The organism is Pseudomonas sp. S30_BP2TU TE3576, from assembly GCF_050436025.1.
Classification (GTDB): Bacteria; Pseudomonadota; Gammaproteobacteria; order Pseudomonadales; family Pseudomonadaceae; genus Aquipseudomonas.
Genome location: NZ_JBNDLK010000001.1, coordinates 2,156,543 through 2,176,237, shown reverse-complemented (window position 1 = coordinate 2,176,237; position 19,695 = coordinate 2,156,543). Strand labels below are relative to the sequence as shown.

Annotated in this window: 23 protein-coding genes and 1 tRNA gene; 21 read left to right on the top strand and 3 right to left on the bottom strand. The window is 58.4% G+C overall.

All coding sequences use genetic code 11. The features are described from left to right. Positions 1–26 precede the first annotated feature (26 nt). Positions 27–740, top strand: a complete 714-nt coding sequence (locus ABIA48_RS09895) for a hypothetical protein (protein WP_429488289.1) — start codon at positions 27–29, stop codon at positions 738–740. Between the two features lie 89 nt (positions 741–829). Here ABIA48_RS09895 and ABIA48_RS09890 read toward each other — a convergent pair whose 3' ends face one another. Together ABIA48_RS09890 and ABIA48_RS09885 are read right to left on the bottom strand one after the other, a co-directional pair. Then, on the bottom strand, positions 830–1,159 hold the full coding sequence (locus ABIA48_RS09890; RefSeq protein ID WP_429488288.1) for a hypothetical protein: 330 nt from the start codon (positions 1,157–1,159) through the stop codon (positions 830–832). Between the two features lie 162 nt (positions 1,160–1,321). After that, a tRNA-Leu gene (locus tag ABIA48_RS09885) sits at positions 1,322–1,406 on the bottom strand. 107 nt (positions 1,407–1,513) lie between these two features. Here ABIA48_RS09885 and queA point away from each other — a divergent pair. The 6 genes from queA (at position 1,514) to ABIA48_RS09855 (ending at position 7,605) form a co-directional block, all read left to right on the top strand. Beyond that, a complete protein-coding gene (gene queA / locus ABIA48_RS09880) occupies positions 1,514–2,563 on the top strand; it encodes a tRNA preQ1(34) S-adenosylmethionine ribosyltransferase-isomerase QueA (protein ID WP_102702730.1) in 1,050 nt (349 codons plus the stop codon). 14 nt (positions 2,564–2,577) lie between these two features. Next, positions 2,578–3,693 carry a tRNA guanosine(34) transglycosylase Tgt gene (gene tgt, locus ABIA48_RS09875; protein ID WP_162130405.1) on the top strand — a complete coding sequence of 372 codons (1,116 nt, stop codon included), beginning with the start codon at positions 2,578–2,580 and terminating at the stop codon, positions 3,691–3,693. 43 nt (positions 3,694–3,736) lie between these two features. Continuing rightward, the gene (gene yajC / locus ABIA48_RS09870; RefSeq protein ID WP_016773317.1) at positions 3,737–4,075 is read left to right on the top strand and encodes a preprotein translocase subunit YajC; all 339 of its coding nucleotides are present in this window, start codon (positions 3,737–3,739) and stop codon (positions 4,073–4,075) included. A 64-nt stretch (positions 4,076–4,139) separates the two neighbouring features. Continuing rightward, complete coding sequence (secD, locus tag ABIA48_RS09865) at positions 4,140–6,008, top strand: protein translocase subunit SecD (RefSeq protein ID WP_429488285.1); 1,869 nt, start codon at positions 4,140–4,142, stop codon at positions 6,006–6,008. 9 nt (positions 6,009–6,017) lie between these two features. After that, entirely contained in the window at positions 6,018–6,932 is a 915-nt protein-coding gene (gene secF / locus ABIA48_RS09860; RefSeq protein ID WP_007982733.1) for a protein translocase subunit SecF, read from the top strand. A gap of 121 nt (positions 6,933–7,053) precedes the next feature. Further along, positions 7,054–7,605, top strand: a complete 552-nt coding sequence (locus ABIA48_RS09855) for a glycine zipper 2TM domain-containing protein (protein WP_116260464.1) — start codon at positions 7,054–7,056, stop codon at positions 7,603–7,605. A 251-nt stretch (positions 7,606–7,856) separates the two neighbouring features. On the opposite strand, the gene suhB is transcribed toward ABIA48_RS09855, so the two are convergent. Beyond that, positions 7,857–8,675, bottom strand: coding sequence for a type III secretion system regulator SuhB (gene suhB / locus ABIA48_RS09850; protein WP_007982736.1), 819 nt, complete (start codon positions 8,673–8,675; stop codon positions 7,857–7,859). A gap of 146 nt (positions 8,676–8,821) precedes the next feature. On the opposite strand from suhB, the gene trmJ reads away from it, so the two are divergent. From trmJ to ABIA48_RS09780, 14 genes are all read left to right on the top strand, one after another. Next, on the top strand, positions 8,822–9,592 hold the full coding sequence (gene trmJ, locus ABIA48_RS09845) for a tRNA (cytosine(32)/uridine(32)-2'-O)-methyltransferase TrmJ (RefSeq protein ID WP_310057126.1): 771 nt from the start codon (positions 8,822–8,824) through the stop codon (positions 9,590–9,592). Between the two features lie 2 nt (positions 9,593–9,594). Continuing rightward, positions 9,595–10,371: a serine O-acetyltransferase gene (cysE, locus tag ABIA48_RS09840; protein ID WP_116260466.1), complete on the top strand. Its 777-nt coding sequence runs from the start codon at positions 9,595–9,597 to the stop codon at positions 10,369–10,371. A gap of 237 nt (positions 10,372–10,608) precedes the next feature. Further along, a complete protein-coding gene (iscR, locus tag ABIA48_RS09835) occupies positions 10,609–11,100 on the top strand; it encodes a Fe-S cluster assembly transcriptional regulator IscR (protein WP_007982741.1) in 492 nt (163 codons plus the stop codon). 50 nt (positions 11,101–11,150) lie between these two features. Further along, on the top strand, positions 11,151–12,365 hold the full coding sequence (locus ABIA48_RS09830) for an IscS subfamily cysteine desulfurase (protein ID WP_429488281.1): 1,215 nt from the start codon (positions 11,151–11,153) through the stop codon (positions 12,363–12,365). A 101-nt stretch (positions 12,366–12,466) separates the two neighbouring features. Beyond that, entirely contained in the window at positions 12,467–12,853 is a 387-nt protein-coding gene (iscU, locus tag ABIA48_RS09825; RefSeq protein WP_007982746.1) for a Fe-S cluster assembly scaffold IscU, read from the top strand. Between the two features lie 34 nt (positions 12,854–12,887). Next, on the top strand, positions 12,888–13,211 hold the full coding sequence (gene iscA / locus ABIA48_RS09820; RefSeq protein WP_003227904.1) for an iron-sulfur cluster assembly protein IscA: 324 nt from the start codon (positions 12,888–12,890) through the stop codon (positions 13,209–13,211). An 8-nt stretch (positions 13,212–13,219) separates the two neighbouring features. Continuing rightward, complete coding sequence (gene hscB, locus ABIA48_RS09815; protein ID WP_429488279.1) at positions 13,220–13,741, top strand: co-chaperone HscB; 522 nt, start codon at positions 13,220–13,222, stop codon at positions 13,739–13,741. A 51-nt stretch (positions 13,742–13,792) separates the two neighbouring features. Further along, complete coding sequence (hscA, locus tag ABIA48_RS09810; RefSeq protein ID WP_429488278.1) at positions 13,793–15,655, top strand: Fe-S protein assembly chaperone HscA; 1,863 nt, start codon at positions 13,793–13,795, stop codon at positions 15,653–15,655. Between the two features lie 2 nt (positions 15,656–15,657). Further along, positions 15,658–15,999: an ISC system 2Fe-2S type ferredoxin gene (gene fdx / locus ABIA48_RS09805; protein WP_223460248.1), complete on the top strand. Its 342-nt coding sequence runs from the start codon at positions 15,658–15,660 to the stop codon at positions 15,997–15,999. 14 nt (positions 16,000–16,013) lie between these two features. After that, complete coding sequence (gene iscX / locus ABIA48_RS09800) at positions 16,014–16,214, top strand: Fe-S cluster assembly protein IscX (protein WP_429488275.1); 201 nt, start codon at positions 16,014–16,016, stop codon at positions 16,212–16,214. 88 nt (positions 16,215–16,302) lie between these two features. Next, complete coding sequence (gene ndk / locus ABIA48_RS09795; RefSeq protein WP_108216518.1) at positions 16,303–16,728, top strand: nucleoside-diphosphate kinase; 426 nt, start codon at positions 16,303–16,305, stop codon at positions 16,726–16,728. A 28-nt stretch (positions 16,729–16,756) separates the two neighbouring features. After that, positions 16,757–17,899 (top strand): 23S rRNA (adenine(2503)-C(2))-methyltransferase RlmN, encoded by a 1,143-nt coding sequence (rlmN, locus tag ABIA48_RS09790; RefSeq protein WP_007982757.1) that lies wholly within the window; start codon positions 16,757–16,759, stop codon positions 17,897–17,899. Between the two features lie 16 nt (positions 17,900–17,915). Then, positions 17,916–18,674, top strand: a complete 759-nt coding sequence (gene pilW / locus ABIA48_RS09785) for a type IV pilus biogenesis/stability protein PilW (protein ID WP_429488273.1) — start codon at positions 17,916–17,918, stop codon at positions 18,672–18,674. Continuing rightward, on the top strand, positions 18,674–19,693 hold the full coding sequence (locus tag ABIA48_RS09780; RefSeq protein WP_429488272.1) for a RodZ domain-containing protein: 1,020 nt from the start codon (positions 18,674–18,676) through the stop codon (positions 19,691–19,693). Before pilW ends, ABIA48_RS09780 begins: the two co-directional genes overlap by 1 nt. The last annotated feature ends 2 nt before the right edge of the window (positions 19,694–19,695 follow it).

Here is a 19,695-nt window from a genome sequence, read left to right as displayed (position 1 = left end):
GGATTGCCAATCAGTCTGGTCGAAGTATGCAAATCAAAGAGTTTTGCCTAGCTCATGAATTCGATATGAGCAAATGTGCGGTGAATTTAGGTGGCGGAAGTTTCACGATGACGGAGCTAAAAACTTCGCCTGTCGAGTTCTTAAACTTGGCAGAAGACGATTTTGAAAGGGGCGGTCTGTCTGCACTTGTTAACGCGACGACCAATGCCAAGCGGGCGATTGTCTGTCAGCTTGATCAGTTGCTGATTTCTTTTGGTTATCCATCACTCAAATGGAATGTACCGAAGAAAATAGAGCGATTGCATGCACTCGGCCTTTTGGCACCAAGCCTTTTGCGCAAAGTAGTTAACATGAGGAATATTCTTGAGCACGAATACAAAGCTCCTGATCTTCAATCAGTAGAAGAGTCGTTGGATGTCGCGAGTCTTTTTGTAATGTCTGCTTCTGCGATGTTCATTCCGTTTGATGATGTATTGGAGTTTTCGCTGCCTGAGACCAGTGACGGGGATGCTTCGGTTACGCATATCATTGCAGGGTTGTACCGAGAGCCTCGTGGTGTTTTTTATACCGTCTATGCGTATGAGCCTGGTGATTTTTCCGGTCGATGCGTTGGCCAATGTGAGGTTCCAGCAGGGCATATGCTTTTCGAGGCGATGGTGAAACTTTCTGCGTCTTTGATGCTTCGATACAAGGTCGACCAAGCTTTAGATAATTTCGAAAAGACCTACGCAGAGCTCTGAAATTGGGTTCAGCTTCATCATCTGTTTTTGCGGAAATGCGGGCTGATTTTTCCGATCTTGGATAGTTGATAGGTCCCCAAGCCCCTTCCTCACAAAATATCGTTCAAATAATCCTTGATCGCGAGCAGTGGTATGCCCAATTGCTCTATCGTCTGCGCACTACTGAAATCAGCCGTCAACCTATTCAACTCCCGCCCCAACGGCTTATCCACACCCCCAACAGCCTCCAGCGCCAACCCCACACACTCACCCACCTTCACCTGAATCCCCTCAACATCCCCCCGCCGCACCAGCAGCTCAAACACATCCCGCTGGTAATCACCCATCACCAAATCATCCCGCAAAATCGGGCTCTGACCTTCCGACTCATAAGCCAGTTTGAGGGAGAAGAGGGCGACGGTTTCCAGGTGCAATTCCATGGGGGGAATCCTTGTGAAATGTTCTGTCGGCGCACGACGGAGAAGGCCGGACAAGGTCAAAAACGATCGCAGCCTTCGGCAGCTGCTACAGAGAGCGGCGGGGTGGATCACTTTTTGATGGGCGAAAAAAAAGGCCTTGCTAAGCAAGACCTTTCTTAATTTTGGTGCCCCGAGGGAGACTCGAACTCCCACTCCTTTCGAAAACGGATTTTGAATCCGCCGCGTCTACCAATTCCGCCATCAGGGCTCAATGGCGGCGAAGTATAGAGATGAGATAACCGCTGGTCAATCAGGTACATGGAGAATTTTTGATAATTCCGCTAGACTTCCCGGCCCTGCTAGACGAACCCCATCATGCGCGTTGCTGACTTTACTTTCGAGCTCCCCGATTCGCTGATCGCCCGCCATCCTTTGGCCGAGCGTCGCAATAGTCGTCTGTTGACCCTGGATGGGGTCAGCGGCGCCCTGGCACACCGTCAATTCACTGATTTGCTGGAGCATTTGCGCCCCGGCGATTTGATGGTGTTCAACAATACCCGGGTGATTCCGGCGCGGCTGTTTGGCCAGAAGGCTTCCGGCGGCAAGCTGGAAATCCTGGTGGAGCGGGTGCTCGACAGTCATCGCGTGCTGGCCCATGTGCGTTCGAGCAAGTCGCCCAAGCCTGGGTCGAAGATCCTGATCGACGGCGGTGGCGAGGCTGAGATGCTGGCGCGGCACGATGCGTTGTTCGAGCTGGGGTTTGCCGAGGAGGTGTTGCCGCTGCTCGACCGCGTCGGGCACATGCCGTTGCCTCCTTATATAGACCGCCCGGATGAAGGCGCCGACCGCGAGCGTTACCAGACCGTCTACGCCGAGCGTTTGGGCGCGGTTGCAGCGCCGACGGCGGGGCTGCATTTCGATCAGGTGCTGATGGAGGCGATTGCCGCCAAGGGCGTCGAGACGGCGTTCGTGACCTTGCACGTTGGCGCGGGTACGTTCCAGCCGGTGCGGGTCGAGAAGATCGAGGACCACCACATGCACAGCGAATGGCTGGAAGTCGGCCAGGATGTGGTGGATGCCGTTGCCGCCTGTCGCGCTCGCGGTGGTCGCGTGGTGGCGGTGGGGACCACCAGCGTGCGTTCCCTGGAAAGCGCCGCCCGCGATGGCGTACTCAAGCCGTTCAGCGGCGACACCGACATCTTTATCTACCCGGGCCGGCCGTTTCATGTGGTCGATGCCCTGGTCACCAACTTCCATTTGCCCGAATCCACGCTGTTGATGCTGGTTTCGGCGTTCGCCGGTTATCCCGAGACCATGGCCGCCTATAAAGCCGCCGTCGACAACGAGTACCGCTTTTTCAGCTACGGTGATGCGATGTTTATCACCCGTAACCCCGCGCCACGTGGCCCTGAGGAAACAGAATGAGTCGCCAATGTCGTATGTCTTTTGAGCTGCTTGCCACCGATGGCAAGGCTCGTCGCGGTCGTTTGACCTTCCCGCGCGGTACCGTCGAGACCCCGGCCTTCATGCCGGTGGGCACCTACGGCACGGTCAAGGGCATGCTGCCACGGGATATCGAGGCGACTGGCGCTGAAATCATTCTGGGCAACACCTTCCACCTGTGGCTGCGCCCGGGCACGGAAGTGATCAAGAAGCACGGCGACCTGCACGATTTCATGCAGTGGAAAGGCCCGATTCTGACTGACTCCGGTGGTTTTCAGGTGTTCAGCCTGGGCGCCATGCGCAAGATCAAGGAGGAGGGCGTGACCTTCGCCTCTCCGGTCGACGGCGCCAAGGTGTTCATGGGTCCGGAAGAGTCGATGCAGGTCCAGCGTGATCTGGGCTCCGACATCGTGATGATTTTCGACGAATGCACGCCGTACCCGGCCGACGAAGACGTCGCTCGCGTGTCCATGGAGTTGTCCCTGCGTTGGGCCCAGCGCTCGAAAAACGCTCACGGCGACAACACGGCGGCGCTGTTCGGTATCGTTCAGGGCGGCATGCACCAGGACCTGCGCATGCGTTCCCTGGAAGGCCTCGACAAGATCGGCTTCGACGGCCTGGCCATCGGCGGTCTGTCGGTGGGCGAGCCCAAGCATGAAATGATCAAGGTGCTGGATTACCTACCGGGCCAGATGCCGGCTGACAAACCTCGTTACCTTATGGGCGTTGGCAAACCGGAAGACTTGGTTGAGGGTGTGCGCCGCGGTGTGGACATGTTCGATTGCGTGATGCCAACCCGTAATGCCCGCAATGGGCATCTGTTCATTGATACCGGCGTGCTGAAGATCCGAAACGCGTTCCATCGCCATGATGATTCGCCGCTCGATCCGACCTGCGATTGCTATACCTGCCAGAACTTCTCCCGCGCTTATCTGCATCACCTGGACAAGTGTGGCGAAATGCTGGGAAGCATGCTCAATACCATCCATAACTTGCGCCATTATCAAGTGCTTATGGCTGGTTTGCGCGAGGCTATTCAACAGGGTACATTGGCCGCCTTTGTCGATGCCTTCTACGCCAAACGCGGGTTGCCTGTTCCGCCTTTGGACTGAGTTTTCTGACCCCAAGATTCAACATTTGCAACTGGAGTGCTAAATGAGCTTTTTTATCTCTAATGCCATGGCTGACGCTGCTGCACCTGCTGCTGCCAGCCCAATGGGCGGCGGTTTCGAGTGGATTTTCCTGGTCGGCTTCCTGGTCATCTTCTACCTGATGATCTGGCGTCCACAGGCCAAACGCGCCAAAGAGCAGAAAAACCTGCTGAGCAGCCTGCAAAAGGGCGACGAAGTTGTGACCACCGGCGGTATCGCCGGCAAAATCACTAAAGTGGCCGACGATTTCGTCGTTCTGGAAGTTTCCGACACTGTCGAAATGAAATTCCAGAAAGGCGCCATTGCCGCCACGCTGCCAAAAGGCACGCTCAAAGCGATCTAAGTTTCAACTTCATATTCAATCGACGGGGCGCGCAAGGCGCCACGCGTCATAAACGGGCGGCGTGATGCTGAACAAATATCCTCTGTGGAAATACATTCTGATCCTGGCGGTGCTGGCGGTCGGTCTGATTTATTCCGCTCCCAATCTTTATCCTGATGACCCGGCCATTCAGGTCAGCGGTGCAAGCACTGCGCTTCTGGTCAATCAGGCTGATCTGGATCGTGTGAGCACAGCGCTCAAGGAATCCGGGATCAACGTCAAGGCAGCCACCCTGTCTGCCAACGGCAAGGGCGGCCTGATTCGCCTGACCAAGGCTGAAGACCAGCTACCGGCCAAGGACGTTGTACGCAAGGCGTTGGGTGATGACTACGTCGTTGCATTGAACCTGGCACAAACCACCCCGCAATGGCTGCGCAACCTCGCTGCGCACCCGATGAAGCTGGGTCTGGACTTGTCCGGTGGTGTGCACTTCCTGCTGGAAGTGGACATGGACAAAGCCCTCGACGCACGCCTGAAAGTCTACGAAGGCGATGTAAAGAGCCTGCTGCGTAAAGAAAAGCTGCGCTATCGCAGCCTGCCGCAACTCAATGGTGCCATTCAGCTGGGCTTCTTCGATGAAGCAACCCGCGAACAGGCCCGAGTGCTGGTTCGCAAGAACTTCAACGATTTCGACATTGTTCCGGCCGACCTCAATGGTCAACCGGTGCTGCGTCTGGCGATGACCCCGGCCAAGCTGGCGGAAATCCGCGAATACTCCATCAAACAGAACTTGACCACGGTGCGTAACCGCGTCAACGAGCTGGGTGTTGCCGAACCGATCGTCCAGCGTCAGGGCGCCAACCGTATCGTGGTTGAGCTGCCGGGCGTGCAGGACACCGCAGAAGCCAAGCGTATTCTCGGCAAGACGGCGAACCTGGAGTTCCGTCTGGCTGCTGAGCCGGGTGCTTCGAAAGCCACTTCCGAGGAATTCGAGTTTCGTGAGGGCAAGCGTCCTCCTGCTCTGATCGAGCGTGGCCTGATCATCACCGGTGACCAGGTGACTGACGCCAAGGCTGGCTTCGGCGAGCACGGCACACCGGAAGTGAACATCCGTCTGGACGGTCACGGCGGCGAGCTGATGAACCGAGCGACCCGTTCGAACGTCGGTCGCAGCATGGCGGTGATCTTCATCGAGCAGCGTCCGATCACCACTTACACCAAGCAGATGGTCAACGGCGTCGAGAAAGACGTGCCGGTTCAGACTTTCAAGGAAGAGAAGAAGATCATCAGCCTGGCGACCATCCAGTCGCCGCTGGGTGCGCAGTTCCGCATTACCGGCCTGAACGGCCAGGGCGAATCGTCCGAGCTGGCGCTGCTGCTGCGTGCCGGTGGTCTGGCTGCACCGATGTACTTTGCTGAAGAGCGCACCATTGGTCCGAGCCTGGGTGCCGACAACATCACCAAGGGTATCGATGCATCGCTGTGGGGCATGCTGTTTGTCTCGCTGTTCATCATGGCCATTTACCGCTTCTTCGGCCTGATCGCCACCGTCGCTCTGGCGGTGAACATGGTGATGCTGCTGGCCCTGATGTCGCTGCTGGGTGCAACGCTGACCCTGCCGGGTATCGCCGGTATCGTCTTGACCATGGGTATGGCGGTCGACGCCAACGTGCTGATCTTCTCGCGGATCCGTGAAGAGATCGCCGCCGGCATGACCGTGCAGCGCGCAATCAACGAAGGCTTCGGCCGGGCATTCACCGCGATTCTCGACGCCAACCTGACCACCCTGCTGGTCGGCGGCATCCTCTTTGCCATGGGTACCGGCCCGGTCAAGGGCTTCGCAGTGACCATGTCCCTCGGGATCTTTACCTCGATGTTCACGGCCATCATGGTGACCCGCGCGATGGTCAACCTGATCTTCGGCGGTCGTGACTTCAAGAAGTTGTGGATTTAAGGGGCTGCCATGTTACGTACAATCAACTTCATGGGCGTTCGCAACTTTGCGTTCGGCGTCACATTGTTCCTTACTGCGCTGGCAATGTTCAGTGTCTTCCACAAGGGCATGAACTGGGGCCTGGACTTCACCGGCGGTACGCTCATCGAGCTGACCTACGAGCGTCCGGCCGATGTCACCAAGGTGCGTGAGCAACTGGTGACCGCGGGTTATCACGAAGCCATCGTGCAGAACTTCGGTGCAACCACCGACCTGCTGGTGCGTATGCCTGGCGAAGACCCGCAACTGGGTCACCAGGTGGCTGAAGCCTTGCAGAAGGTCGGCGGCGAGAACCCGGCGACGGTCAAACGAGTCGAGTTCGTCGGCCCGCAGGTGGGTGAAGAGCTGCGCGACCAGGGCGGCCTCGGCATGCTGATGGCGCTGGGCGGCATCCTGATCTACCTGGCTTTCCGCTTTCAGTGGAAGTTTGCGGTCGGTGCAATCGTGTCCTTGATCCACGACGTGATCGTGACCATCGGTATCCTGTCGTTCTTCCAGATCACCTTCGACCTGACGGTGCTGGCGGCGGTACTGGCGATCATCGGTTACTCGCTCAACGACACCATCGTGGTATTCGACCGGGTTCGCGAGAACTTCCGTGTACTGCGCAAGGCCACCCTGATCGAGAACATCAACATCTCGACCACGCAAACCCTGCTGCGGACCATGGCGACTTCGATCTCCACCTTGCTGGCGATCGCGGCCCTGCTGTTCTTCGGCGGCGACAACCTGTTCGGCTTCTCCATCGCCCTGTTCATCGGTGTTCTGGCGGGTACTTACTCGTCGATCTACATCGCTAACGTGGTGCTGATCTGGCTGAATCTGAGTACGGAAGACCTGATTCCTCCTGCCAATACCGAGAAGGAAGTCGACGACCGTCCTTGAAAGGTAATTCTTCTGGCGGTGTAGTCCAAAAAAGGCGCGAGTTGAACTCGCGCCTTTTTTTGTGCTCCAAGGCTGGGAGAAGCGCGGACACGTTCCGCATGTGATGGTCCAGGAGGTTCATGTGAACAAGTCGATGCTGGTTGGTGCGGTACTGGGTGCTGTCGGTGTGACTGCCGGGGGTGCTGTGGCCACCTACAGCCTGGTTAAAAAAAGCGGTCCTGAGTTTGCTCAGGTATTAGCCGTTGAGCCGGTCAAGACACAAATCAAGACTCCACGTGAAGTATGCAAGGATGTAACGGTCACCCGGCAGGCGCCGGTGAAAGATCAACATCAGATTGCCGGTACGGTGGTCGGTGCGTTGGCAGGTGGTTTGCTGGGTAACCAGATCGGTGGCGGCACCGGTAAGAAGATCGCCACGGTCGCGGGTGCTGTCGGTGGTGGTTATGCTGGCAACAAGGTGCAGGAAGGCATGCAAGAGCGTGATACCTACACCACGACCCAGACCCGCTGTAACACGGTTAACGACATCAGTGACAAGGTTGTAGGTTACGACGTGCGTTATTCGCTGGACGGCAAGGAAGGCAAAGTGCGCATGGATCGCGATCCAGGCAATCAGATTCCTGTGGATAAAGAAGGCAAGTTGATCTTGTCGGAGAATCAGGCGGCTCAGTGATCAGCTGAAGCCGGATTGAAAAAGAAGCACCCTGCGGGGTGCTTTTTTGTGCCCGCAATTTCTGCATCACCACCAATCCCCCTGTGGGAGCGGGCTTGCTCGCGAAGGCGGTGTATCAGTCACTATTGATGTTGGCTGGCACGCCGCCTTCGCGAGCAAGCCCGCTCCCACATTGGTTCTTTGGTGTTATTGGGGCTGGATTCCAGGCATAAAAAAGCACCCCGCAGGGTGCTTTTTCTGTCGCTGGAAGCTTAGCGCTTCAGCGAGGCCGGCAGGTGCGGCTGGATGGCCGTCAGGACTGCCTTGAAGCATTTGGTGTTGCCGGCAACGACGTGGCCTTTTTCAAGGAAGTCGTGACCGCCGGTGAAGTCGCTCACCAAGCCGCCGGCTTCCTGGATCAGCAGGGCGCCTGCAGCCATGTCCCACTCGGACAGGCCCGACTCCCAGAACGCGTCGAAACGGCCGGCAGCCACGTAGGCCAGGTCCAGGCTCGCGGAACCTGCGCGGCGGATGCCGGCAGTCTGGCCAACCAGGGCGCGGAACATGCCCAGGTAGTTGTCGAGGTTGTCCATCTGGTCGTCACGGAACGGGAAACCGGTACCCAGCAGGGCGCCGTCCAGGCTGGTACGACCGCTGACGCGCAGGCGGCGACCGTTCAGTTGAGCGCCGCGACCGCGGCTGGCGGTGAATTCTTCCTGGCGAACCGGGTCCAGAACAACGGCGTGTTCCAGGCGACCGCGGTATTTGCAGGCGATGCTGACAGCGAAGTGAGGAATGCCGCGCAGGAAGTTGGTGGTGCCGTCCAGCGGATCGATGATCCACAGGTACTCTTCGCCTTCGATGCCGGTGCCGGCGTGCATACCGGTCTCTTCACCCATGATCGAGTGATTCGGGTAGGCCTTGCGCAGGGCGTCGATGATTTTCTGTTCGGCGGCGCGATCCACCTCGGATACGTAATCCTTGGCGTCTTTTTCGTCGACCTTGATGGTATCCAGGCGCTCGATGGAGCGGAAGATCAATTCACTGGCGCTGCGGGCGGCGCGCAGCGCGATATTCAGCATGGGCTGCATGGATGTGTCACCTAAGGTTGTTAAAGAAAGCCGGGCATTCTATCAGAAAGTTTCTACAGGAGAAGGACGACGTTCGCTTTCATAGCTTAACGGTAGGTGTAGCTGTAAGATTCTGCTCCCGATTATCGTGTTCGAGAGCGCCTCCCTTGCTGCAAAACATTCGTGTCGTCCTGGTCAATACCAGCCATCCGGGCAATATCGGCGGGGCTGCGCGTGCCATGAAGAACATGGGGCTGTCGCGGCTGGTGCTGGTCGAGCCTCGTCAGTTCCCGCACCACGAAGCCGACGCCCGTGCTTCGGGGGCCGGGGACATCCTTGAAAACGCGCAAGTCGTCGCCACCTTGGAAGATGCCTTGGTCGGTTGCAACCTGGTGCTCGGCACCAGCGCCCGCGACCGGCGCATTCCCTGGCCACTGCTCGATCCCCGCGAATGCGGAGCGAAAGTGGTCGAGGAGGCGGGGCAGGGCGCGGAAATCGCCCTAGTGTTCGGGCGTGAAGATTCCGGCCTGACCAACGAAGAGCTGCAGCGATGTCATTATCACGTGCACATCCCATCAGACCCTGAGTTCAGTTCCCTGAACCTTGGGGCGGCGGTGCAGGTGTTGGGTTATGAAGTGCGCATGTCGTGGCTGGCGGCCCAAGGCCAGCCGAGCAAGGTCGAGAAGGAAGAAGTGGCTTCGGTCAAAAGCGCTGAGCTGGCGACCATGGATGAACTGGAGCGATTCTATGAACACCTGGAGCAGACCCTGGTGGCCATCGAATTCCTCGATCCGGAAAAGCCACGGCACTTGATGGCGCGCCTGCGCCGGTTGTACGGACGCAGCTCGGTCAGCCGGGCGGAAATGAATATTTTGCGTGGCATCCTCACGGAAACCCAAAAAGCGGCCCGTGGTGAGCTACTAAAGCGGAAGGATTAACGATGTTCGAGCGTTTGCGTGAAGATATCCAGAGCGTATTCCACCGAGACCCGGCGGCGCGTAACGCTTTTGAAGTCCTGACTTGCTACCCCGGCATGCACGCCATCTGGATTCACCGTTTGTCGGCGATGCTGTGGCGCGCGGACCTGAAGTGGCTGGCGCGGCTGGTGTCGAACTTCGGTCGCTGGCTGACCGGGATCGAGATCCATCCGGGCGCCAAAGTGGGGCGTCGCTTCTTTATTGATCATGGCATGGGTATCGTCATCGGTGAGACCGCCGAGATTGGCAACGACGTTACTCTTTATCAGGGCGTGACCCTGGGCGGCACCAGCTGGAACAAGGGCAAGCGGCACCCGACCTTGGGTGATGGCGTAGTGGTCGGGGCGGGCGCCAAGGTGCTCGGGCCGTTCACTGTCGGTGCCGGTGCCAAGGTGGGTTCCAATGCTGTCGTGACCAAGGAGGTGCCGCCCGGTGCGACCGTGGTCGGGATTCCGGGGCGGATTATTGTCAAATCCGACGAAGAGCAGGACGCCAGGCGCAAGGCCATGGCCGAGAAGATTGGTTTTGATGCCTACGGTGTGACTGAAGACATGCCTGACCCGGTCGCTCGCGCCATTAACCAGTTGCTCGACCACCTGCAGGCGGTCGATGGGCGTCTGGAGGGGATGTGCGGTGCGTTGAAGGATCTGGGCAGTAATTACTGTGCGAAAGATCTGCCTGAACTGCGCGAAGAAGACTTCGCCTGTGTCAAGGACAAGGATCAGAGTCAGGCCAGCTAGATCGCGTCGCTCCCTTCGCGAGCAAGCCCGCTCCCACAGGATGTTCATCGTTCCTGTGGGAGCGGGCTTGCTCGCGAAGAACGATAACGCGCATTTACTGGTGATACACGCCCAGCCTTTGTTATGATGCGGCCGCTCTTTTGCGGGTAAACCTGACTAAAGCACTAGGTCTTATAGTTGACTTAAATACTCGGGAATTGCATACTCGCCTCATTCCGAACTCCGTGGTAATTGTCCATGCGACTGACTACAAAAGGCCGATACGCCGTGACCGCCATGCTTGACCTGGCGTTACACGCGCAGCACGGGCCCGTGTCCCTGGCCGATATCTCCGAGCGCCAAGGCATCTCCCTGTCCTACCTCGAACAGCTTTTCGCCAAGCTGCGCCGCAGCAACCTGGTGTCCAGTGTGCGTGGTCCGGGCGGCGGCTACCAGTTGTCCCGCGACATGCAGGGCATTCAGGTCGCCCAGGTGATCGATGCGGTGAACGAATCGGTCGATGCCACCAAATGCCAGGGGCAGGGTGATTGCCATTCCGGCGACACTTGCCTGACTCACCACTTGTGGTGCGACCTGAGCCTGCAGATTCACGAATTTCTGAGCGGTATCAGCTTGGCTGATCTTGTGACTCGCCGTGAGGTGCAAGAAGTAGCCCAGCGTCAGGACCAGCGCCGTTGCAACAGCAAGGTGCCACGCCTGGACAAGATTGAAGCGTCCGCCGTCGAATGACAGCCAAAGAGCTAGCGGCACGCCAGCCAGCCTGATTTAGGAGATAGTCCATGAAATTGCCGATTTACCTTGATTACTCTGCGACCACCCCGGTTGATCCGCGTGTCGCGCAAAAAATGAGTGAATGCCTGCTGGTCGACGGAAACTTCGGTAACCCGGCGTCCCGTTCCCACGTGTTCGGCTGGAAGGCCGAAGAGTCCGTTGAAAACGCTCGCCGTCAGGTCGCCGACCTGGTCAACGCCGATCCGCGTGAAATCGTCTGGACCTCCGGTGCCACCGAGTCCGACAACCTGGCAATCAAGGGTGCGGCGCATTTCTATGCCACCAAAGGCAAACACCTGATCACCACCAAGATTGAGCACAAGGCTGTCCTCGACACCATGCGCCAACTGGAGCGTGAAGGTTTTGAAGTCACCTACATCGAGCCTCGCACCGATGGCCTGGTGACGCCTGAAATGATCGAAGCAGAACTGCGTGATGACACCATCCTGGTTTCGGTCATGCACGTGAACAACGAAATCGGCACCATCAACGACATCGCAGCCATCGGCGAACTGACCCGCTCCAGGGGCATCCTGTTCCACGTCGACGCTGCTCAGTCCACCGGCAAGGTCGATATCGACCTGTCGAAGCTGAAAGTCGACTTGATGTCGTTCTCTGCCCACAAGACCTACGGTCCTAAAGGCATCGGCGCCCTGTACGTCAGCCGCAAGCCGCGCGTACGTATCGAAGCGACCATGCACGGCGGCGGTCACGAGCGCGGCATGCGTTCCGGTACCCTGGCGACCCACCAGATCGTCGGTATGGGCGAAGCTTTCCGTGTAGCCAAGGAAGACATGGCTGCCGAGAACGTGCGCATCAAGGCCCTGAGCGACCGTTTCTTCAAGCAGGTCGAGCACCTGGAAGAGCTGTACGTCAACGGCAGCATGACCGCCCGCGTTCCGCACAACCTGAACCTGAGCTTCAACTACGTTGAAGGCGAGTCGCTGATCATGGCGCTCAAGGATCTGGCGGTTTCGTCCGGTTCGGCCTGCACCTCGGCATCGCTTGAGCCTTCGTACGTACTGCGCGCCCTGGGCCGCAACGACGAACTGGCACACAGCTCGATCCGTTTCACCTTCGGTCGTTTCACCACCGAAGAAGAAATCGACTACGCCGCGCAGAAAGTCTGCGAGGCCGTTATCAAGCTGCGTGCTCTGTCGCCGCTGTGGGACATGTACAAAGACGGTGTCGATATCTCGAAGATCGAGTGGGCGGCACACTAACTATAGAAGCCGCCGGATACAGGTCCTGTAGCAACGCGGCGACTGACGCAGCGTAACTGCAGGACCTCAAGAGCGGCCCTGATGAGTGAGGATTGAGAATCATGTCTTACAGCGAAAAGGTCATCGACCACTACGAAAACCCGCGCAACGTCGGCAAGATGGACGCGGAAGATCCTGATGTCGGCACCGGCATGGTCGGCGCTCCGGCGTGCGGCGACGTAATGCGCCTGCAGATCAAGGTCAACGACGCCGGCATCATCGAAGATGCCAAGTTCAAAACCTACGGCTGCGGTTCGGCTATCGCTTCCAGCTCCCTCGCCACCGAGTGGATGAAGGGCAAGACCCTGGACGAAGCAGAAACCATCAAGAACACTCAGCTGGCTGAAGAACTGGCCCTGCCGCCGGTGAAAATCCACTGCTCGGTACTCGCTGAAGACGCCATCAAGGCGGCTGTTCGCGATTACAAGCAGAAGAAAGGCTTGATCTGATTTTCGAGTTTTGGCGACGAGTAAGGAGTCACCGATGGCTATCAGCATGACAGAAGCGGCTGCTCGACACGTGCGGCGCTCCCTCGACGGGCGCGGCAAAGGTGAAGGGATTCGTCTGGGTGTTCGCACCACAGGCTGTTCCGGCCTTGCCTACGTGCTGGAGTTTGTCGACGAGGTGGTTGCAGAGGACCAGGTGTTCGAGAGTCACGGCGAAAAAGTGATCATCGACCCGAAAAGCCTGGCCTACCTGGACGGCACCGAGCTCGATTTCGTCAAGGAAGGGTTGAACGAAGGCTTCAAGTTCAACAACCCCAACGTACGCGGTGAATGTGGCTGCGGCGAAAGCTTCAACATCTGAGGCTTGTCGTGGGTACTCCTTGTCATTTCGCTTTATTCGAGCTGCAACCGAGTTTTAACCTGGACCTCGATCAGCTGGCTGCGCGCTATCGCGAGCTGGCGCGCGGTGTTCATCCGGACCGCTTTGCCGACGCTTCCGAACGCGAACAACGGTTGGCCCTGGAGCAATCGGCGAGCCTCAACGAGGCCTACCAGACGCTCAAGAGTCCGCCCAAGCGCGCGCGCTACCTGCTCGCCTTGAATGGTGGCGAGCTGCCGCTGGAAGTCACGGTGCATGATCCGGAGTTTCTTCTGCAACAGATGGAGTTGCGTGAGGAGCTCGAAGACCTGCAGGACAGTGCCGACCTCAACGGCGTTGCGGTCTTCAAGCGCCGCCTGAAGGCAGCCCAGGATGAGCTGAACCAAAGCTTCGCAGCTTGCTGGAACGATGCCGCGCAACGCGAACGGGCCGAACGCCTGATGCGGCGCATGCAGTTCCTCGACAAGCTCACCTACGAAGTGCGCCAGTTAGAAGAGCGCCTCGACGATTAACCCAGTGCCGCTCCGGTCGCACGCCTGATATACAGATAAGTCCTGATAACGATGGCCCTACTGCAGATCGCCGAACCCGGCCAAAGTCCTCAACCGCACCAGCGTCGTCTGGCTGTGGGGATCGACTTGGGCACTACCAATTCGCTGGTCGCTGCATTGCGCAGTGGTCTTTCCGAGCCACTTGCCGACGCAGAAGGGCGGGTTATCCTGCCGTCTGCCGTGCGCTACCACGCCGATCGCGTCGAAGTCGGCGAGTCGGCCAAGCTGGCTGCCGCCACCGATCCCTTGAACACCGTGCTGTCGGTCAAGCGCTTGATGGGTCGTGGTCTGTCCGATGTCAAGCAATTGGGCGAGCAACTGCCGTACCGTTTTGTTGACGGCGAGTCGCACATGCCGTTCATCGAGACGATCCAGGGGCCGAAAAGCCCGGTCGAAGTCTCTGCCGATATCCTCAAGGTCCTGCGTCAACGCGCCGAAGCGACCTTGGGTGGTGAATTGGTGGGGGCGGTAATCACCGTTCCGGCCTATTTCGACGATGCTCAGCGTCAAGCCACCAAGGATGCGGCCAAGCTGGCCGGTCTGAACGTGCTGCGTTTGCTCAATGAGCCAACGGCGGCGGCGGTGGCTTACGGTCTGGATCAGCATGCCGAAGGCCTGGTCGCCATTTATGACCTGGGTGGCGGCACCTTCGACATTTCGATTTTGCGTCTGACTGGCGGTGTGTTCGAAGTCCTGGCTACCGGCGGCGACAGCGCCCTGGGTGGCGATGACTTCGACCACGCGATCGCTGGCTGGATCATCGAGGGCGCCGGTCTGTCCGCTGACCTCGATCCGGGTGTGCAGCGCAATTTGCTGCAAACCGCCTGCGCGGCCAAGGAAGCACTGACCGATGCTGCGGTCGTTGAAGTTGCCTATGGCGACTGGAAGGCCGAACTGTCCCGTGAAGCTTTCAATGCGCTGATCGAGCCGATGGTGGCCCGCAGCCTGAAAGCCTGCCGTCGCGCCGTTCGCGATTCCGGTATTGAACTGGAAGACGTGCATGCCGTGGTCATGGTCGGTGGTTCGACTCGCGTGCCTCGTGTTCGTGAAGCCGTCGCCGAAGCTTTCGCTCGCCAGCCGCTGACAGAAATCGACCCGGATCAAGTGGTGGCCATCGGTGCCGCGATCCAGGCTGATACGCTGGCCGGCAACAAGCGCGACGGTGACGAATTGCTGCTGCTCGACGTGATCCCGTTGTCCCTTGGGCTGGAAACCATGGGTGGCCTGATGGAGAAGGTGATTCCGCGCAACACCACCATCCCCGTCGCCCGCGCCCAGGACTTCACCACTTATAAAGATGGCCAGTCGGCCATGGCTATCCATGTATTGCAGGGCGAGCGCGAGTTGATCAGCGACTGCCGCTCCCTGGCACGCTTCGAATTGCGCGGCATTCCGGCGATGGTTGCTGGTGCTGCGAAGATTCGTGTGACCTTCCAGGTCGATGCCGACGGTCTGCTCAGCGTTTCCGCCCGCGAACTGGGTTCTGGCGTCGAAGCCAGCATTCAGGTCAAGCCGTCCTACGGCCTGACCGACGGCGAAATCGCCAAAATGCTCAAGGACTCGTTCCAGCACGCCAATGACGACAAGGTCGCCCGCGTGTTGCGCGAGCAGCAGGTCGATGCCCAGCGCCTGATCGAAGCGGTGCAGGGTGCTCTGGAGGCTGATGGCGATCGTCTGCTCGACGCCGAAGAGCGCATGGTCATCGAGATGCAGGTGCAGGAACTGACCGAACTGATGAAAGGTACTGATGGTTACGCCATCGAGCAGCAGACCAAGCGTCTGTCGCAAGTGACCGATGCCTTTGCTGCCCGCCGCCTGGACTCGACGGTGAAAGCCGCGCTGGCGGGGCGCAACCTGAATGAGATTGAGGAATAACGATGCCGCAGGTCATTTTTCTGCCACACGAGAAGTTTTGCCCCGAAGGCATGGTTGTTGAGGCTGAGACGGGTATTTCCATCCTTGAACTGGCCCATGAGCACCATATCGAGATGGAAAGCGCTTGCGGTGGCGTCTGCGCTTGCACCACTTGTCACTGCATCATTCGCGAGGGTTTCGACTCGCTGGAAGAGGCTGACGAGCTGGAAGAGGACTATCTTGACAAGGCTTGGGGTCTGGAAGCCCAGTCGCGCCTGGGCTGTCAGGCCAAGGTCGGGACTGAAGACCTGACCGTCGAAATTCCGAAGTACTCGCTCAACCATGCAGCCGAAGCAGCGCACTGATTCAAGGAATTGTCATGAAACTCAAGTGGACTGATGTGCTGGAGATCGCGATCCAGCTGGCCGAAAGCAAGCCCGACGTGGACCCTATGTCGGTCAACTTCGTCGATCTGCGTAATTGGGTGATGGAATTGCCCGATTTCGATGATATGCCTGAGCATTGTGGCGAGAAGATCCTGGAGGCCATTCAGGCCCACTGGATCGAAGAACGCGACTGAGCCACGCCGCAGGTTAGGCAATACCCAAGAACCCGCGTATAATTCGCGGGTTTAATTTTTCGTAAATTACCGTTTCTGGAGTTACACCATGGCTGTTCAACGTACTTTCTCCATCATCAAGCCTGACGCCGTTGCTAAAAACGTGATCGGCGAGATCACCACTCGTTTCGAAAAAGCTGGTCTGCGCGTTGTAGCTTCGAAACTGAAGCAACTGTCCAAAGCCGAAGCTGAAGGCTTCTACGCTGAGCACAGCGCTCGTGGTTTCTTCAACGACCTGGTTGCTTTCATGATCTCCGGTCCGGTTGTCGTTCAGGTTCTGGAAGGCGAAAACGCTATCGCTCTGAACCGTGAGCTGATGGGCGCTACCAACCCTAAAGAAGCAGCTCCGGGCACCATCCGTGCTGACTTCGCTGACTCCATCGACGCCAACGCCGTACACGGTTCGGACTCCGAAGCCGCTGCCGCTCGCGAAATCGCATACTTCTTCGCAGCTACTGAAGTAACCACTCGCTAAGCATCGGCTTAAGAGTGAAGGTGAATCCATGACTACATCGACTGTAAAAACTAACCTGCTGGGTCTGACTCAGCTGGAAATGGAAAAATTCTTCGACTCAATCGGGGAGAAGCGTTTCCGTGCCGGTCAGGTAATGAAATGGATTCACCACTTTGGTGTCGATGATTTCGACGCCATGACGAACGTCAGCAAGGCCTTGCGCGAAAAGCTCAAGGCTGTTGCTGAGGTCCGTGGTCCCGAAGTGGTCAGCGAGGATATCTCCAGCGACGGCACCCGCAAGTGGGTGGTGCGCGTGGCGTCCGGCAGCTGTGTCGAGACCGTGTACATTCCCCAGGGCAAGCGCGGCACCTTGTGCGTTTCGTCCCAGGCAGGCTGTGCCCTGGATTGCAGTTTCTGCTCCACCGGCAAGCAAGGCTTCAACAGCAACCTCACCGCTGCCGAAGTCATCGGCCAGGTGTGGATTGCCAACAAATCCTTTGGCAGCGTCCCGGCAACCGTCGACCGTGCCATCACCAACGTGGTGATGATGGGCATGGGTGAGCCGCTGCTGAACTTCGACAACGTCGTCGCGGCCATGCATTTGATGATGGACGACCTGGGCTACGGCATTTCCAAGCGCCGTGTGACCCTGTCGACCTCCGGCGTGGTGCCGATGATCGATGAGCTCTCCAAGCACATCGACGTCTCCCTGGCGTTGTCCCTGCACGCACCGAATGACGCATTGCGTAACCAATTGGTGCCGATCAACAAGAAGTATCCGCTTAAGATGCTGCTCGAGTCGTGCCAGCGCTACATGTCGAATCTCGGCGAAAAGCGCGTGCTGACCATCGAGTACACCTTGCTCAAAGACATCAATGACAAGGTCGAGCACGCGGTGGAAATGATCGAGTTGCTCAAGAACATCCCGTGCAAGATCAACCTGATCCCGTTCAACCCGTTCCCGCATTCCGGTTACGAGCGTCCGAGCAATAACGCGATTCGTCGTTTCCAGGATCAGCTTCATCATGCCGGTTTCAACGTCACTGTCCGCACCACCCGTGGTGAAGACATCGACGCCGCGTGTGGTCAATTGGTAGGGCAGGTGCTGGATCGCACCCGTCGCAGCGAACGTTATATCGCCGTGCGTGAGTTGAACGCTGACAACGATATGGCTCAAAACGCTGCGGAATAACCGAGAGAGGATCTCTATGTCACTGCGCTTTGCGCTGCTTTTGCTGTTGGCCAGCCTGTGTGCTGGCTGCGTGCTTTCGGGCGACTACAACCCGATGAAGACCAGCAAGGGCCGTGATGAAGCGCGTGCGGCGTATGTGCAACTCGGTATTGGATATTTGCAACAAGGCATGACCGAGCGCGCCAAGGTTCCGCTGAAAAAAGCGTTGGAGCTGGATGGCTCCGACCCGGATGCCAATGCGGCGCTGGGGTTGGTGTTCCAGGCCGAGATGGAACCTGCACTTGCCGACGAGCATTTTCGCCAGGCACTGTCTTCCCGTCCCGGCGATGCACGAATCCTCAATAACTACGGCAGTTTTTTGTTCGAGCAGCAACGTTACAAGGAAGCCTATGAGCGCTTTGAACAAGCCGCTGCCGATACCCTGTATCCTGAGCGTTCGCGGGTGTTCGAGAACCTGGGTATGACCGCTGCAATGCTCGGTCAGCGCGATTTGGCCCGGCAGCAACTGGAAAAAGCCCTGCGCCTGAATCGCCAACAACCACGTGCATTGCTGGAAATGGCTGAGTTGTCTTACGAAGACAGGCATTATGTGCCCGCGCGCGATTACTACGACCGTTTTAACCAGCTCGCCGAACAAAATGCACGTAGTCTATTGCTCGGCGTTCGACTGGCAAAAGTGTTTGAAGATCGCGACAAGGCCGCAAGTGCCGGCCTGCAACTAAAACGACTCTATCCCGGTACGCCGGAATATCAGCAATACCTGTCGGAGCAATGATGAAAGCGGCGCATCCCGAAGTTGTAGCAGCGAATCGCGTTAACCCCGGTGAGACACTGCGCCAGGCCCGCGAAAGCAATGGCTGGTCGCTGGCCGAAGTGGCCCTCAAGCTCAACCTCACCGTCAATTCCCTGAGCAATCTTGAAGCGGGCCAATTCGACAAACTGCCTGGGCATACCTTTGCCCGCGGTTATATTCGTGCCTACGCCAAGTTGCTCGGCATGGATCAGGCCGTTCTGGTCCAGCAGTTCGATCAATCCACCGGCAGCGACTCCCAGGGCAGCAACGTCCACAGCCTGGGCCGTATCGAAGAGCCGGTTCGGGTTTCCCACACCATTTTGCGAATTGTCAGCCTGCTGTTGCTGATTGCGGTGATCGGTGGCGGTTTTGTCTGGTGGCAGGACCAAACCTCGATGCGCACCAAGGACCTGATCGGGCTGGCTCCGGAACACGTTGAAGTCGAAGGCGCCGACGGTACCACACAGATTCATCCGCTGGACGAGCCGGAAGACCAGGCCGTCGTGGAAGGTCAGACCGAAGGCGGAACCGCCCTCGCGCTGCCACAGGCCGACACTCCGGCTGAAACACCTGAGCAGGCGCAGGCGACTGCACCGGCCGCAGCCCCTGCTGCGCCGGCCACACCCGCCGCACCCGTTGTCGCAGCGCCGGTGACCCCGGCAACTCCGGCCCCGGCAGCTCCTGCCGCCCCGGCCCCGGTGGTCACTGCGCCGGTAGCCCCGAGTGCTCCAGCTCCAGCGGCAACCGCGCCTGTGGCCGGTCAAGGCCAGGTTCAGGTGCAGTTCACCGCCGATTGCTGGACACAAGTGACCGACGGTAGCAGCAAGGTGCTGTTCAGCGGTCTCAAGCGCAAAGGCGACCGCCTGGCAGTCAATGGCAAACCACCGTTTACCGTGCGTCTGGGTTTTGCGCGCGGCGCTCAGGTCAGCTACAACGGCCAGCCGGTTGATGTCGCTCCGTTCACCAGTGGCGAGACTGCTCGCCTGAAGTTGGGTCAATAAGT